Origin of the sequence: Pseudomonas sp. RIT-PI-q, assembly GCF_001297125.1 — a bacterium.
GTDB lineage: Bacteria > Pseudomonadota > Gammaproteobacteria > Pseudomonadales > Pseudomonadaceae > Aquipseudomonas.
On record NZ_LHPC01000070.1, the window covers coordinates 17374 to 33826 of the forward strand.

The 16453-nt window shown below is 59.1% G+C and carries 15 protein-coding genes; 13 read left to right on the forward strand and 2 right to left on the reverse strand.

Annotated elements, in window-relative coordinates:
* Positions 1-9 precede the first annotated feature (9 nt).
* Positions 10-855, reverse strand: a complete 846-nt coding sequence (locus AEQ67_RS31625) for a dioxygenase (RefSeq protein ID WP_059407668.1) — start codon at positions 853-855, stop codon at positions 10-12.
* Between the two features lie 172 nt (positions 856-1027).
* Here AEQ67_RS31625 and AEQ67_RS31630 point away from each other — a divergent pair, with 172 nt between their 5' ends.
* From AEQ67_RS31630 to AEQ67_RS31680, 11 genes are all read left to right on the forward strand, one after another.
* The gene (locus tag AEQ67_RS31630; RefSeq protein WP_014337560.1) at positions 1028-1942 is read left to right on the forward strand and encodes a LysR family transcriptional regulator; all 915 of its coding nucleotides are present in this window, start codon (positions 1028-1030) and stop codon (positions 1940-1942) included.
* A 219-nt stretch (positions 1943-2161) separates the two neighbouring features.
* Positions 2162-3499 carry a carbohydrate porin gene (locus tag AEQ67_RS31635; RefSeq protein ID WP_059407669.1) on the forward strand — a complete coding sequence of 446 codons (1338 nt, stop codon included), beginning with the start codon at positions 2162-2164 and terminating at the stop codon, positions 3497-3499.
* Between the two features lie 166 nt (positions 3500-3665).
* Positions 3666-5099, forward strand: a complete 1434-nt coding sequence (locus AEQ67_RS31640; RefSeq protein WP_082378007.1) for a sugar porter family MFS transporter — start codon at positions 3666-3668, stop codon at positions 5097-5099.
* A gap of 72 nt (positions 5100-5171) precedes the next feature.
* Positions 5172-6068 (forward strand): intradiol ring-cleavage dioxygenase, encoded by an 897-nt coding sequence (locus tag AEQ67_RS31645; RefSeq protein WP_059407671.1) that lies wholly within the window; start codon positions 5172-5174, stop codon positions 6066-6068.
* Positions 6069-6119: 51 nt separating this feature from the next.
* Positions 6120-6992: a sugar phosphate isomerase/epimerase family protein gene (locus AEQ67_RS31650; protein WP_059407672.1), complete on the forward strand. Its 873-nt coding sequence runs from the start codon at positions 6120-6122 to the stop codon at positions 6990-6992.
* Between the two features lie 73 nt (positions 6993-7065).
* Positions 7066-8061, forward strand: coding sequence for an inositol 2-dehydrogenase (iolG, locus tag AEQ67_RS31655; protein ID WP_059407673.1), 996 nt, complete (start codon positions 7066-7068; stop codon positions 8059-8061).
* A 12-nt stretch (positions 8062-8073) separates the two neighbouring features.
* Complete coding sequence (locus AEQ67_RS31660) at positions 8074-9201, forward strand: Gfo/Idh/MocA family protein (protein WP_269084772.1); 1128 nt, start codon at positions 8074-8076, stop codon at positions 9199-9201.
* A 105-nt stretch (positions 9202-9306) separates the two neighbouring features.
* Positions 9307-10377, forward strand: a complete 1071-nt coding sequence (chvE, locus tag AEQ67_RS31665) for a multiple monosaccharide ABC transporter substrate-binding protein (RefSeq protein ID WP_059407675.1) — start codon at positions 9307-9309, stop codon at positions 10375-10377.
* A 39-nt stretch (positions 10378-10416) separates the two neighbouring features.
* Complete coding sequence (gene mmsA / locus AEQ67_RS31670) at positions 10417-11952, forward strand: multiple monosaccharide ABC transporter ATP-binding protein (RefSeq protein WP_059407676.1); 1536 nt, start codon at positions 10417-10419, stop codon at positions 11950-11952.
* Complete coding sequence (gene mmsB, locus AEQ67_RS31675) at positions 11949-13139, forward strand: multiple monosaccharide ABC transporter permease (RefSeq protein WP_059407677.1); 1191 nt, start codon at positions 11949-11951, stop codon at positions 13137-13139. The genes mmsA and mmsB overlap by 4 nt, the downstream gene beginning before the upstream one ends.
* 36 nt (positions 13140-13175) lie before the next feature.
* Positions 13176-13478: a Dabb family protein gene (locus AEQ67_RS31680; RefSeq protein ID WP_059407678.1), complete on the forward strand. Its 303-nt coding sequence runs from the start codon at positions 13176-13178 to the stop codon at positions 13476-13478.
* 249 nt (positions 13479-13727) lie between these two features.
* Here the strand turns inward: AEQ67_RS31680 and AEQ67_RS31685 are convergent, their stop codons facing one another.
* Entirely contained in the window at positions 13728-14132 is a 405-nt protein-coding gene (locus AEQ67_RS31685) for a DUF6632 domain-containing protein (RefSeq protein ID WP_059407679.1), read from the reverse strand.
* 276 nt (positions 14133-14408) lie between these two features.
* On the opposite strand from AEQ67_RS31685, the gene AEQ67_RS31690 reads away from it, so the two are divergent.
* The gene (locus AEQ67_RS31690; RefSeq protein ID WP_059407680.1) at positions 14409-15224 is read left to right on the forward strand and encodes an AraC family transcriptional regulator; all 816 of its coding nucleotides are present in this window, start codon (positions 14409-14411) and stop codon (positions 15222-15224) included.
* Positions 15225-15336: 112 nt separating this feature from the next.
* On the forward strand, positions 15337-16407 hold the full coding sequence (locus tag AEQ67_RS31695; RefSeq protein WP_059407693.1) for a threonine aldolase family protein: 1071 nt from the start codon (positions 15337-15339) through the stop codon (positions 16405-16407).
* Positions 16408-16453: the final 46 nt, after the last annotated feature.

Sequence of the window (16453 nt, forward strand, 5' to 3'; positions counted from 1 at the left end):
GATCGACGCCTAAGCCTTCGCCAGGAAGAAATCGAATTCCAGGGTATAAAACGGATCGCTGCTGACCGTCCCGTCCGGTGTCTCGCCGGGAGGTTGTTGAGCCCAGTGAGTGATCAGTGACGAACGCACGCCGAACACGGCGTCGGAATCCAGGTAGGGGTCACCTTCGCGGAAAACCTGAGTGACTAACCGTTTGTATCCGGGTGCACTGATCACGAACTCCAGGTGCGCCGGGCGCCAGGCGTGGCGGTTGAGTGCGCAGAGCATCGTGCCGACAGGACCGTCATGGCGTACGCGGTGGCTCTGCGGCACGACGGTGGAAAAGAAGTATTGCCCGTGCGGGTCAGCTTGAAGCAGGGCTCGCTCGGTGTCGCTTGCCACAGGATTATTCATGTCGCCACCGGCCTGGCTGACCTGAAGGGTCGCGGACGGCAGCGGGTTGCCTTTGGCGTCACGAATGGTGCCACGCATGTACCCTTTGGCGCCGTGGAGCCCGGCACTGATGTCGGCGCCCAGGTCATACACCGTGGCGTTGTGAATCTGCGGCACGTCGAAGGCGGTCGCCTCGGTGCAGCCCGACGGCTTCCTGTCATTCTGAGCCAGCACCAGCGTTGACAGCCCCAGCGTGTGTGACAGCAGCGCAAACTCCTGGCGATCGGACGAGCAGGCTTTGCCCACTTGTTCGAGAAAATCAACGCCGCTTCGCCACTCTTCTTCCGTCAGTTTTATATCGCGAGCGAAGGCATGCAGATGTTGCACGAGGCTGGTCATTACCTCGCACAAGCGCGCATCAGCGGTGCTGCTATTACGCGCCAATACGGCTTGTGTAATGGTCGCTTCGTCCAGATTTCGCATCTTGACTCCTTGATTTTTCTTAAGCCCAAGCGCGCTCGGCGATTGGCGAGATACGGCGTGGGCCACTCTTTTCAGGTCATAGCGCTGCACGTTATAGTTCCGCACAGCGTTGAAAAAGGCCGCCTACGAAATTCTTTATTTCATATATGAAAGAATAAAAACGGAGCACTGAATGGATCGGCTGACCGAACTGGAACTTTTTGTAACGACGGCGGAAGTCGGCACCCTGACCAAGGCGGCGGAAATACTCGGGCTGTCGAATGCCGCCGCAAGCCGGCATTTGGTGGCGTTGGAACAGCGACTGAATGTCAGATTGATTGACCGCAACACGCGGCGCCTGGCCCTGACCAACTCCGGTCATCAGTTTTATGCGAGCTGCAAGAGCCTGCTCGGCGAGTTGAAAGAAGCCGAGGCCTCGCTCAGCGAGTCGTTGGTGCAGCCGGTCGGCACCCTGACGATTACCTCATCAATCTCTTTTTGCATGCTGCATATCGCGCCGCTGATCCCGGCGTTTCGCAAGAAGTACCCGCACATCACGGTCAAAGTGCTGGGTGAAAACCGCTATTACGACATTATCGACAGCGAAATCGATTTGGCGATCAGGACCAAGGAATACGAGCCGGACTCCAACATCACCATTCGCCGCCTCGCCGAAACGCGTCGGGTGCTGGCCGCTTCACCCGGTTACCTGCAACGCAAGGGCACGCCGCAGACCATCGACGACCTGGCCAATCACGATCTGTTGATCTACAGCCACGCCAACCAGCCCCGGGTCATGCGCTTTACCAAAGGCGATGAAGAACGCGTGGTCAAGGTCGACCCTATCCTGGAGACCAACGACGGCCAGATTGTCCGCGCAGCGGCCCTGGCCCATGGCGGCATCCTGGTGCAACCGAAGTACATCATCAATGCCGACCTGGTGGCGGGGCGGCTGATCCCGGTGCTGGATGATTGGGACCTGCCGCGCCTGACCATCAACATGGCGTTTCAAAGCCGTCGCTACATGCCAACCAAGTTGCGCGTGTTCATCGATTTTCTGCTCGCGGACTTTGCCGAGCACGAGTACGAACGCTACTGGACGCGCTAACGCAGTTTCTCGCTGGACGGAATACACATTTATTTTTTTGATGGTATTCAGTGCCGCGAGTGCCAACTATGCTCCGCTCCGCTTGAACAGCTGAACTTCTCTTGTTCAAAGAGAAGTTGCTTTCTGCGTTTCAATACTGCTCACCAACACGACAATAAAGGCGTCTGCGTTCGCCTGCGCGTTTAAAAATAAATCTAATAATAAGGACACGTTAAGCCCATGAAAAACTTTGCCAAGTGCACGGTTGCGGTCAGCTTTTGCCTGCTGATTCCCAATGCATCAAATGCCGCCAATGAAGCCTTTTCCAGCGATTCACGCTGGATGACCGGTGACTGGGATGGCGTACGCAGTGACTGGCTGGACCAGGGCGTTGATGTCGAGTTGGGGTACACCGGGGAAATGGCAGCCAACGTGCGCGGTGGTTATGACAAAGATCATACGGCGCGCTGGACCGAGCAATATGCGCTGGGCTTCAAGGCCGACCTGCAAAAAATCCTCGGTTGGGAAAACTCGCAGTTCCAGTTCACCGTCACCGAGCGTGACGGGCGCAACCTGACCAACGATCGCATCGCTGATCCGCGAGTGGGCGGTTACTCCTCGAGCCAGGAGGTCTATGGCCGCGGGCAAACCTGGCGCCTGACGCAAATGTGGCTCAGTAAAGGCTGGCTGGACGGGGCGCTGGACCTGAAATTTGGCCGCTTCGACGAAGGCTCGGACTTCAACAGCTTCCCCTGCGACTTCCAGAGCACGCCGTTCTGCGGCGCCCAGGCGGCGAACTGGATTGGCGACATTTGGTACAACTGGCCGGTCAGCCAGTGGGCCCTGCGTGCACGCTACCAATTCGCTCCTGAGTGGTATGCGCAGATCGGGGTCTTCGAGCAGAACCCCTCGTACCTGGAAACCGGTAACGGCTTCAAGCTCAGCGGCAGCGGCGCCAAAGGCGCGTTGATACCGGTTGAGCTGGTCTGGAGCCCCACGGTCAACGCGCTGCCTGGCGAATATCGGCTGGGCTATTACAAGAGCACGGCCAACGCCGACGACGTACTGGAAGATCGCAATGGCAACCCCCAGCCCGCGTCCGGCGATCAGTTCAAACAGCACTCCAGTCGACACGGTTACTGGTTTGTCGCCCAGCAGCAATTGACCGCTCGCGACGGCGACAGCCAACGGGGACTTTCGGTGTTCGCCAACTTCACCGCACACGACAAGGCCACCAGCCGGGTCGATCATTTCGTTCAGGCAGGCATCGTCTACAAGGGGCCGTTCAATGGCCGGCCCAAAGACGATCTGGGCGTGGGCATCGCGCAGGTCCATACCAACTCGGATTACCGCCAGCGTGCCCGCTTGCAGAATGAACAGAACGGCATTGCCGATTACGAGAATCCTGCCTACCTGCCCCTGCAGTACAACGAAGTGAGCAGCGAGATCTATTACGGGTTCCACGTCACCAACTGGCTCACCGTTCGGCCCAACCTGCAGTACGTGAAATACCCCGGTGGTGTGCGTGAAATCGACGCTGCAGTGATCGCCGGTCTCAAGGTCCAGGCGAAGTTCTAGCCCGGCAATGCCCCGCCACGATCAATGGACCCGAACCGTGGCGGGGCTGACTACAGTTTTCCACACAGCGGAAAACACATTTGCCATAGAGGCATTTTTTTTCCGTTTCAATGGCAGTAGTCTCAATTCCACTGAGCGTACAAATAATTTCAATAAGGTTGACCTCATGTCCAACAATCAAAATGCCTCCCGTGCTTCGTCAAAGATTCTTTGGCGTATAGCAGCCATCACCACCATGGGATCGCTGGGATTTGGTTATGACACCGGAGTGATCTCCGGAGCGCTGCCGTTCATGACGCTTGATGTCAGTCAAGGTGGCCTTGGCCTGACGCCCATGACGGAAGGGTTGGTGGCTTCCTCGCTGATATTTGGTGGCGCTTTCGGTGCACTGTTCGCCGGTCAATTATCCGATCGCTATGGTCGGCTCGGTGTACTCAAGGCCTTGGCCATATTGTTTGCACTGGGGGCGCTGGGTACGGCTGTAGCGCCTGATATCTGGACCATGGTCATCACCCGTTTCATTCTGGGTATTGCCGTCGGCGGCGCGTCATCGACCGTTCCGGTATTGATCGCCGAGTTGGCGGCCCCTAAACACCGTGGTCGGCTGGTCTGCCAGAGCGAGTTGATGATCGTCTCTGGACAGTGCCTGGCCTACATCACCAGCGCCGGCCTGGCGCACCTGTTCGACAGTCCGTTCATCTGGCGCTACATGCTCGCCATTGCGCTGGTCCCGGCGGTGTTGCTGTACGTCGGAATGCATTTTGTGCCGACCTCACCCCGTTGGCTGGTCAGCAAAGGGCGTATCGCAGAAGCAAAAACGACTTTGGCCGGCATCCGCGATACCCAGCGCGAGGCGGACCGTGAGCTGAAGGAGATCATTGCTCAATGCAACGTCGAAAAGCACCACAGCGGCGTGCTCGGCAAGCTCAACGAACCCTGGTTGCTCAAGCTGCTCGCCATTGGTATCGGCCTGGGTTTCGTGATCCAGTTCACCGGCGTCAATGCGTTCATGTACTACACGCCGATGATCCTCAAAGAGACTGGTATGGGCACTAATGCCGCACTGGTCGCCACTATCGGCAATGGCGTGGTTTCGGTGATCGCCACTTTAATCGGCATGTGGGTGATCAACCGCATGGGCCGTCGTTCGATGCTGCTGCTGGGGCTGACCGTCGTGGTGCTGGCGCAAATCTTCCTCGGTGTCGTCCTCAACTTCATGCCGCATTCGCTCGTGCAAAGTTACCTGGCGCTGTCCGGCGTTCTGGTGTTCCTGTTCTTCATGCAGATGTGCATCGGCCCAGTGTATTGGCTGTTGATGTCGGAGCTGTTTCCGACCCACGCCCGGGGCTTGATGAATGGCATTTCAGTGAGCGTATTCTGGATCTTCAATGCCATCGTCGCCTTCGTCTTTCCGGTCCTGTTGAGTGCGATGGGCGGCATGACCTTCTTCCTGTTCGCCGTGGTGAACATCGGCTCGATCATCTTCTGCACCTTGTGGTTGCCTGAGACCAAGGGCCTGACTCTCGAAGAAATCGAACAGCAGATGAAGCAGCGCTTCAGCGGGCGTAAATGGCGTGCTGTCAACGTAAAAGCTTATTGAGAACTGAGCATGCCGGCACCCAACCTTAAACGCCGGCCGGCCTTCAAGAATAACGATCAAGGATCTCCAATCATGACTGCTCACCTGGACACCGACATCGCCATTGGCGGCCTTTTCGAAGAGGAACATTCCGCCGAAATCGTCAATGCCCGAATCTCTGCCGACGCCAACCCGCGCCTGGCTGAAGTCATGGCGGTACTGACCCGGCATTTGCATGCAGCCATCAAGGAAATCGAGCCGACTCACGAGGAGTGGTTCAAGGCCATCGAGTTCCTGACCCGGACCGGCCAGATGTGCACCGACTGGCGTCAGGAATACATCCTGCTGTCGGACGTGCTGGGTGCGACCATGCTGGTCGACGCGATCAACCATCGCCGGCCACAGGGCGCCACGCCCAATACCATTCTCGGCCCGTTCTATGTGGCCAATGCGCCGCACTACGAGAACGGCGCGAACATTTGCCTGGACGGCAAGGGCGAACCGACCCTTGTCAGCGGTCGGGTGCTGGACACGGCGGGCCAGCCGATTGCCGGCGCCACCCTGGACATCTGGCAGACCAACGACGATGGCTTCTACGACGTGCAGCAGAAAGGTCTGCAACCGGACTACAACCTGCGCGGGCTGTTCACCACCGATGCCGAGGGTTATTACGCGTTCCGCACGGTCAAGCCGCGCCATTACCCGATCCCGGCCGACGGTCCCGTCGGCAAGCTGTTGGGTGATCTGGGCCGGCACCCGAACCGCGCAGCGCACCTGCATTTCATCGTCACCGCCAACGGTTACGACCAGGTCATCACGCACATCTTCACGCCTGACTGCCAGTACTTGCACGAAGACACCGTGTTCGGCGTGAAGAAAGAATTGATCGCCGAGTTCGCCACTCAAAGCGATCCGGCGGTGGCCGAGCGTTACGACTTGCCCGTGCCTTTTCTGGCGGTCAATTGGGATTTTGTTCTGACCCCGCTCTGATTAACCGACAACTGTCTTTGACCGTTCTCAAACCACTCATAAGTGATCGTCATGCCCACTAAAAATATCGAACTGCTTGCTGCCTATTGGACCCTCGCTGGCGATACCTACCCTGGCGCTCCCAGCGAAATCAGCCCGTTCTCCCTGCAGGATCGAGCGCAAGTCGCTTCAAAAGCCGGTTGGCGCGGCATGGGGTTTGTCCATGCCGACCTGCTGCACAACGTCGACAAGTTGGGCATTGCAACCGTGCGCAACATTCTCCAGGACAACGGCATCAAACACGTGGAAGTCGAGTTCCTGACCGACTGGCACCTGGACGGCGAGCGCCGTGCGGCGTCGGACAAAATGCGCGACGAGTTGCTGGAAATTGCCGGCGAACTGGGCGCGCGCAGTCTCAAGGTCGCCGGTGGTCTGTTCGAAGACGGGCCGCCTGATGTGCCGCGCATGCGCGAAACCTTTGCCCTGTTATGCGACCGGGCTCAACCCTTCGGCGTCAACGTGGTGATCGAGTTCCTGCCGTTTTCCAGCGTCTGCACCATCGACCGCGCCATTGCAGTGACCGAGAACGTGCGCCCTAACGGCGGCCTTCTGGTGGACACCTGGCACGTCGCACGTGGCGGCATGAGCTTCGATGAAATCGCCAAGATCCCGCTTGAGTTGATCAAGTCCATCGAGCTGGATGACGCCAATCACGCCATCGTCGAAACGCTGTTCAACGACTCGACGCACTACCGAAAACTCTGCGGCGAAGGTGTATTGGATGTGCCGGCGTTTATCCAGCAGGTGGTCAATGTCGGCTACCGCGGGCCTTGGGGTGTCGAGCTGATTTCCGCCGAGTTGCGCAAGCTGCCCCTGGAAGTGGCGGCGAAGAGAGCCTTTGACACCACCCTCGCGCAATTCGAAGGCATCCAGTTCCCGAATTGAATTGATGTGCCAAAGCACGCTGACGTTGCACTCGTCTACAACATCGAACAATAGCGTTTCAAGGAGATAACAAATGGTAGGTATCGCAGTTCTCGGCGCCGGTCGTATCGGCAAGATCCACGCAGCCAACGTGGCTGCCAGCAAGTTCGCCAAGCTCGTCGTGGTAGCGGACCCGTTCGGCGATGCCGCTCAGAGTCTGGCCGACGCTTTCGGTGCCGACGCCATGCTCGACTGCGAAGCGGCCATCGATCGCGATGATGTCCAAGCCATCGTCATCGGCACCCCGACCCACACCCATATCAGCCTGATGCTGCGTGCCGTGCGCCAGGGCAAAGCGGTGCTGTGCGAAAAGCCGATCGACCTCGATATGGCCAAGAGCCTGGCCGCGGTAGAGGAAGTGGAGCGCCTGAATGGGCGGGTCATGTTGGCGTTCAACCGCCGCTTTGAGTCCACGTTCGCTGAAATGCGCGCGGCTATCGATGCCGGCGATATCGGCGAAGTGCGCCAGGTGATCATCAGCAGCCGCGATCCAGGTCTGGCACCGGAAGACTATATCCAGCATTCGGGCGGTATCTTCCGCGACATGACCATCCATGACCTGGACATCGGTCGCTGGTTGCTGGGCGAAGAACCCGTTGAGCTGACCGCTATCGGCAGCCGCCTGATCGATCCGCAGATGATGGAAAAGTACGACGACTACGACACCGCCATGGTGCAGATGCAAACGGCGTCGGGCAAACAGTGCCATATCAACAACTGCCGCCAGGCGGTCTATGGCTACGACCAGCGCATCGAAGTGTTCGGCTCCAAAGGCATGTTGCAGATGGATAACCTGCGTCCGACGACAATCCGTCGCTGGAACCAGGACGTCACCGATGCGCGCGAGCCGCTGCTGAACTTCTTCCTTGAGCGTTATCAGCAGGCCTACAAAGCCGAACTCGATGCCTACATCGAAGCGCTGGTGAAGGGCACGCCGATGCCGACCACCGTACAGGATGGTCTCAAGGCCTTGCAGCTGGCCGATGCCGCAGTCGAATCGGTCAAGACCGGGCGCGCGGTCAGGCTCTGAGCCTGAACGGTCATCGGCTATTTCGGACAAGAACACCTGGAGAACATCATGTCTTACAAGCTTGAGAATGGCGCCACTATCGGTGTGGCCTGCCTGGGGATTACCCACCCACACACGTCGGGCCGCGTCAAAGCCTTCAAGCGCATACCCGGCGTGCAGTTTCTTGGCGCCTATGACGACAGCCCTCTGCTGGATCCGTTCTGTGATGCGCTGGACTTGCAGGCCCGCAGCAAGGAAGAAATCCTCGCTGACCCGAACGTGCACGTGGTGCTGGTGCACCCCAAGAGCTACTTGATGGCCGACTGGGCCATCGAAGCGCTGGAGGCCGGCAAGGCTGTGCTCTGCGAAAAACCGGCGGGCCGCGGCACCATCGACACCACCCGCATCGTCGACGCGGTCGAGCGTACCGGCGGGTTGTTCCAGGTCGGCTACTGCTGGCGCTACGCGCCATCGGTGGAAAAAATGCAGCAGGTTCTGCAGAGCGGCGAAATCGGCAAAGTGCTGCAGGTTCGCGCGCACGCTGGCTGTTCACACGACGAAGCCGACACCAACCACATGAAGCAACCGGGCGACCGTGGCGGTGCCTTTTATGTGATTGGCTGCCACACCATCGACCGTTTGCTGCTGCACTTCGGTATGCCCAAATCGGTCAATGCGCGGATTACCAAGTTCGCCGGGCAGATGAGCGATTCGGCGCGCGAGGACGCCGTGGGCGCGGTGCTCAATTACGATGATAAGTTGATCACCATCGATTTCATGTCCTGGGACCCGATGCCCTGGACCGAGAGTTGGGACATTACCGCCTACGGTACTCACGGTGTGATGCATTCCACGCCGATGCCGGCGTCGTACAAGCTGTACCACGATGGCAAGAACGGCCATCAGCAAGGCTGGACGCACTGGAACGAGAACAGCTTTCCGGAGATCTGGGCGGTGCGCAAAACCGTCTATTCCCCGGAAATCGCCGAGATCGGTAACCCGGTGTATTTCGATCGCGAAGCCGCTGCCTTCGTCCAGTCGTTGCGCACCGGCAGCCCTTCGACGGTGCCGGCCAGCCAGGCGCACAACATCAACGTGATCCTCGAAGCGCTGTTCGAGTCCGCTGAGTTGAATGGCCAGGAAGTCATCCTGGCTAATTAGCAGTTTGTAATCCCGTAGGCGAAACGCCCCCGCCGGCTCTGTCAACAGAGCCGGAAGGGCAGTTGCATCCCCGAGAAATGCCAACAACAAAAAGAAGAGGACACCATGCATACGATCATCAAGGTTGCCGCGGCAGTCGTGTTGGGCCTGGCCGTCAGTGCCTGCTCGAAGAATGAAACCAGCACCAAGGGCACGATTGGCATTGCCATGCCCTCGAAAACCGAAGCGCGCTGGGTCTCGGACGGTAGCAATATCGTCGATTCGTTGAAAAAACTCGGTTACGACACCGACTTGCAATACGCCCAGTACGAAGCGCCGACCCAGCTGTCGCAAATCGAAAACATGATGGTCAAGGGCATCAAGGGCCTGATCGTCGCGCCGATCGATGGCACGACCATGGCCGATGTGCTCAAGCAGGCCAAGGAGAAAGGCATCAAGGTCATTTCCTATGATCGCCTGATCCGCAACACCAAAGACTTCGACTACTACGTCACCTTCGACAACTACCGCACCGGCGTGCTGCAGGGCCAGTCCATCGTCGACAAGCTGCAGCTCAAGCAGGGCAAAGGCCCGTTCAACCTGGAGATTTTCGCCGGCTCCACGGACGACAACAACGCCCATGTGGTGTACGCGGGCGTGATGTCGCAGCTCAAGCCTTTCATCGACAGTGGCAAGCTGGTGATTCGCAGCGGCCAGCAAGACCTGGACAAAGTCGCCACGCCGAACTGGGACGGTGCCCAGGCCCAGGCGCGCATGGATAACCTGCTCAGCGCTTTCTACGGCACCGCCCACCTGGACGCGGTACTGGCCATGAATGATCAGATCGCCAATGGCGTGGTGTCTTCGTTGCGGGGTGTGGGCTATGGCACGGGCAAGCAAGCGATGCCGATCGTGACCGGCCAGGATGCCGAGATTTCCAGCATCAAGTCGATCATTCGCGGCGACCAGTCCTCGACCATCTTCAAGGACACCCGCGCCCTCGCCGAAGCCGCCGCGCAGATGATGGACGCGACCTTGAGTGGCAAGACCGTCGTGGTCAACGACTCCACGTCCTACGACAACGGCTCGATGATCGTGCCGACCCAGTTGCTGACCCCGCAATTGGTCGATGGCAACAACTGGCAGAAAGTCCTCGTCGATGACACCAAGTTCTATACGCCTGAGCAGTTGCGCTAAGGCAGTTCGCGATCGGTGCGTGCTGGCAGGAGAGAGAAAATGACAAAAACGATTCTCGACATGCGTGATATCCAGAAATGCTTCGGCCCGGTGAAGGCACTCAGCCGGGTCAACCTCAAGGTCGGCGATGGCGAAATCCATGCGATCTGCGGTGAAAATGGCGCTGGCAAATCGACCCTGATGAAGATCCTCAGCGGCGTCTATCCGCATGGCAGCTTCACCGGTGAAATCGTCTTCGATGGCGCGCCGCGAACGTTCCAGGGGTTGCGCGACAGTGAGGCGCTGGGCATCTGCATCATTCACCAGGAATTGGCGTTGGTGCCGATGCTGTCGATCACCGAGAACCTGTTCCTCGGTAACGAGATTGCGCGTCATGGCGTGATCGACTGGGATCAAGCGCACCTGCGGGCCCGCGAGTTACTCGCGCGGGTCGGCCTCGATGCCCGGCCGCAGACCCTGGTGGGCAACCTCGGCATCGGCCAGCAGCAGATGGTGGAAATCGCCAAGGCGCTAGCCAAGGACGTACGCCTGCTGATTCTTGATGAGCCGACCGCGAGCCTCAACGAAAAAGACAGCGACACCTTGCTCAAGCTGATGCTCGAGCTCAAGGGGCGTGGCATCACCTCGATCATCATCTCGCACAAGCTCAATGAGATTGGGCGGGTAGCCGACGAGATCACCGTGATCCGCGATGGCAGTACCGTCGACGTCATCGACTGCCGCGCCGAGCCTATCGATGAAGGCCGGGTGATTCGCTCGATGGTCGGCCGCGAACTCTCGGACCGTTATCCGAAGCGCGTGCCCGCCATTGGCGAAAAGCTGTTCGAGGTTGAAGGCTGGTCGGTCGGCGACCCGGAGCACTCTGGACGTGACCGCATTCGCAACATCAATTTTCACGTGCGTCGGGGCGAAGTGGTGGGCATTGCCGGGTTGATGGGCGCAGGCCGTACCGAATTCGCCATGAGTGTATTTGGCCGCTCCTATGGCTTGAACATCCGTGGCAAGGCGCGTCTGGAAGGGCGTGACGTCGACCTTGGCACCGTGCGCAAGGCCATCGATCACGGTTTGGCCTACGCCACCGAAGACCGCAAGGGCGCCGGCCTGGTACTGGGTGAAAGCATCACCCGCAACACCAGCATGGCCAACCTCGCTGCCGTGTCCAAGCGCTGGGTGATGAACGAGCTGGCGGAGACGGCGGTGGCGGTCGATTTCCAGACGCGCCTGCGCATTCGCAGCCCGGACGTCTTGCAGACGGTGGACAAGCTCTCCGGGGGTAACCAGCAGAAGGTCGTGCTGGGTAAGTGGCTGTTTTCCGATCCCAAGGTCTTGATTCTGGACGAGCCCACTCGCGGCATCGATGTCGGGGCCAAGTACGAGATTTACGCGGTGGTCAATCAGGTGGTCAGCGAGGGCAGGGGAGTGGTGATGATTTCCTCGGAAATGCCCGAGTTGCTGGGGACCTGTGACCGCATTTATGTGATGAACGAAGGGCGCTTTGTCGGCGAGTTTCCGATCGCAGAGGCATCGCAGGAAAAAATCATGCACGCAATCATGAAAAATGAGGTGATCCAGTGAGCGAAGTCAGCGTACCTCTCACATCCAAACCAACGGCGCTCACGTCATTCAAGCGCGGCGCGCGCGAATACGGTCTGCTGGCATCGTTGATCGTCATCATGGTGTTCTTCCAGGTGGCCACCGGCGGGGCGCTGATGCAGCCGCTCAACCTGACCAACCTGTTGTTGCAGAACAGCTATATCGTGGTCATGGCGCTGGGCATGCTGATGGTGATCGTCTGTGGCCACATCGACCTCTCGGTCGGTTCGGTGGTGGGCGTGATCGGCGCGCTGGCCGCGGTGCTGATGGTCCAGTATCGATTGGACTTCTTCAGCGTAACGATCATTTGCCTGGCGGCGGGTGCGCTGATTGGCGCGGCGCAGGGTTACTGGGTGGCGGTGTGGGGCATGCCGTCATTCATTGTCACCCTGGCCGGCATGTTGATCTTTCGCGGTGCGACCATCGCGATCTCCCAAGGGCAGTCGATCGGGCCGTTTCCGCCAGCTTTTTCGGCGATCAGTTCAGGCTTTATCCCGGACGTCTTTGCCGGTGAAAACCTGCGCATTACCTCGTTGCTCTTGGGGATTGCCGTTGCAGTGGCGTTCTGGGTGGTCGAATATCGCAGTCGCAAACGCACCCTCAAGAGCGGCGGCAATGTCGCCCCGATGACCCTGTTCGCGTTGAAAAATGGCCTGGTCGCAGCGCTCATCGTGTACTTCTGCTACCTGCTTTCGACCTACCGCGGCATCCCTACGGTGCTGGTCATCATGAGTGTGTTGATCGGCGTGTACACCTTCGTCATGACCCGCACCGTCATCGGTCGCTGGATCTATGCGGTGGGTGGCAATCTCAAGGCCGCCAAGCTGTCGGGGATCAACACCTCGCGGGTGACCTTCTTCGCCTTCGTCAACATGGGCGTGCTGGCGGCGGTGGCCGGGCTGATTTTCGTTGCCCGCCTCAACAGCGCGACACCGCGCGGCGGCACCGGGTTCGAGCTGGATGTGATCGCCGCGGTGTTCATCGGTGGCGCCTCCGCGTCCGGTGGGGTTGGCAAGGTCGTCGGTGTGGTGATCGGCGCTTTCATCATGGGTGTGCTCAACAATGGCATGTCGATCATGGGTATTGGCATCGATTACCAGCAGATGATCAAAGGCGCTGTGTTGCTGGCGGCGGTATTCGTAGACGTGTATCAGAAGAGCAAGGGTTGATATGGCAGGCATGACTGGCACCGCAAGGAGACAGCGATGATCAAGCACATCGTGATGTGGAACCTGGAGGGCGAAACGCCTGAACAGCACAGGCAAGCTTGCCTGTTCCTCAAGGAACGTTTTGAAGGGCTCGCCGGACTGATACCTGGACTTCTGAAGATTGAGGTCGGCGTGGATTTGAGTCGGATCGACTATGCCTGCGACGTGGTGCTCTACAGCGAGTTTGATTCGCAGGAAGCGCTCGATGCCTACGCCTCCCACCCTGAACATCTGCGGGTGAGGGGCGAGCTGGGCAATTCACGCATCGCGCGCTATCAGGTCGACTACGTGTGCTCGTAAACCCGGCGCCGCACTAGTCGTCGGCGACCAGCCCCTCCGATAGCTGCCTGTCACCCAGGGCGGCTACCGACCCAAACCGGTCAGTCGTGACAGGCAGAAAACGCCCCAGGCTGTGAAAAAAACACGGGCACAGTCTTGAATACTGCGTTGCTACGTAAAATCTGTCGGCGCTCGGTTGATCAGATCAGCAGGCCAAAGAATTGCGTAGAAACGCGATTTTCGTCCCGATCCTGACAGTCAAACCTGCTCTTAGGCCCCATTGTGTGTCCGGGGCCGAGCGGCCAATGGCGAGCGAGGCGTCAAGATGGCCAACGCGACCGCCACGATGAAGAGCGCCGGCACGTCACCTGCCAAGTGCCCCATTTGCCCCGGCTGGGTGGCCGTCTGGACGGCCATGATTCCTCCGTGTACGGCGCTAGACCACACGGTGAACCAGATCAGGCTCAGATTAGCTAATGGATCACGTGCGGCCAGGATCAAGAACACGCCAAGTGTGGCGTAGATACCAACGATCATCATCGGGTAGTCCGAGTGACCGACGTGCCAGGCCCAGCCGGACGGCCAGAACAACATAAGCGGGTAGAGAGCAAGGCATGCGAGGCCAGCCAAAACTAGAACGACGCGCAAATATCTGAGGCGATCGACTACGGTCATGGCGGACTCCTCTTTGGGCCTGACTCTAAATTGACCCCAAGTGGGGTGACAACGCCCCAATCTGCTCAATCAGTTCCGGCAATAGACCAAGCATAGCTACTCATTTGCTTTCGCTCCGTCCACAGGCTGCTTTTGGCCGTCAGCTGCAAGCTATGAAGGGCTCCTTCGGGTTTGCAGTGCTTCACGACCGCCAAAAGCTGACAAGCTGTAGCTCTATATCTCGCGCAGATCTAGAATTTGTCGGCCTTCCTCGCCGCCGATCCTGGTATGGGTTCCATGACTGAGCACGCAAGTTACCATCACGTTAGCGAAGTGCCTGGCCTGGTGCTGGGCTCGGCGCGCCTGACGGATTCCGGTTTCGATCGCCATTATCACCTCGACTTCCACGTTGGCTTTGTTACCGAAGGCATCCAGCGTCACCGATCCAAAGGCGAGTCGTTTCTGTTAGGACCGGGCGATATTGCCCTGATGCCGCCGGGCGAAATCCACGATGGCGTGGCCGAGGGCGGTGGCGCCTACACGCTCAAGACATTCCGTCTGTCCCAGGCTCTGGTCGCGAGCCTCACTGAGGAAATCAGCGGTCGGCCCAAGGGCCTGGAGCTGGCTGGCATGTTGCTCGAAAACACCGGGCTTGTCGGCAATCTGCGCGGCTTGCACGAGGTCATGCAACAGGCCATTGGACCTGGCGGTCTTGCGGTGCAGACGCAATGGCTCACCCTCGTTGAATGTCTGTTGCGTCAGTCTCGGGTGATCAAGCCCGAGGCGATTTCAGGAGCACTCTCGCCCCTGCAATGGTCACGCGTCAGGGACTATTGTTTCAGTCACATCGATCAGCGAATTACCCTCGATGACCTCGCGGGACTGTGTGCGCTGGGCCAGTTTTCGTTCCTCAAACAGTTCAAACGGACCATCGGGATGACGCCGCATGCATGGCTGCTGCGACTGCGTCTTGAACAGGCCTGTGGCCTGCTGTCGCGCAGCGAAACGCCGATCATCGAGGTTGCCCACGCGGTCGGGTTTTACGATCAAAGCCATTTCAATCGTGCTTTTCGACACGCCTTCGGCGTTGCGCCGTCACGTTACAGGAATTGAGTTTCGGCATTTCGGCGGCCGTCAATTTTTTACAAGCCTGAGCACCGTCCCTCTCCCTAGGATGCGCAACACCGGGCGAATCATCTTCGCCCGGGCAGCCGAGGACACGAAGATGAACGGTGAATCAAACAGACCGCCCGCACTGGGTTTTGCAAGCGACAACATCGCGGGGGCTTCGCCAGAGGTGGCGCAAGCCATGGTGAGACACAGCACCGGCCAGGCAAGTCCGTACGGCACGGACGAATTGTCCCTGCGGGTAAAACTCAAGCTCAGCGAAATATTCGAGCGCGACGTTGACGTCTTTCTCGTCCCCACAGGCACCGCCGCCAACAGCCTGTGCCTGAGTGTGATGACGCCGTCTTGGGGCAACATCTATTGCCATCCGGCCAGCCATATCAACAACGATGAGTGCGGCGCACCCGAGTTCTTTTCCAACGGCGCAAAGCTGATGACCATCGAAGGCCCATCGGCCAAGCTGGATATTGCCCGCCTGCGCGAACGGACACGTGAAAAGGTGGGCGACGTGCACACGACCCAACCTGCGTGCGTCAGCATTACCCAGGCCACTGAAGTCGGTAGCCTCTACAACCTGGACGAAATCGCCGCCATCGGTGAGGTGTGCAAAGCCAGCGCCCTGGGGTTTCACATGGACGGCTCCCGATTCGCCAACGCGTTGGTTTCCCTGGAGTGCTCCCCAGCGCAGATGACGTGGAAAGCCGGGGTGGATGCGTTGTCCTTTGGGGCTACCAAGAATGGTGCGCTGGCCGCCGAAGCGATCGTCCTGTTCAATCCCACGCTTGCCACCGAGATGAGCTATCGCCGCAAGCGCTCCGGCCACCTCCTGTCCAAGATGCGTTTTCTTTCGGCGCAGATCGATGCGTACCTGACCGACGACCTGTGGCTGCGTAACGCACGCCAGGCCAACGGTGCCGCCCGGCGCCTGGCGCGTGGGCTTGCCGGTCTGAGAGGCGTCGAAGTATTGGGCGACACCGAGGCCAACATCCTGTTCTGCAAGCTCGATTCGGCAATCATCGAAGCCCTGCTCAAGGCCGGTTTCGGGTTCTACCATGATCGCTGGGGGCCGAACATCGTTCGCTTTGTGACCTCGTTCGCAACCACCGCCGAGGATGTCGATCATCTGTTGAATCAGGTCAGGCGAGTGGTCGATACGCGGCGCGGATAACCGTCGTGACGGACAATGGCCGGGGGCTCAATGCGCGCCGGCCTTG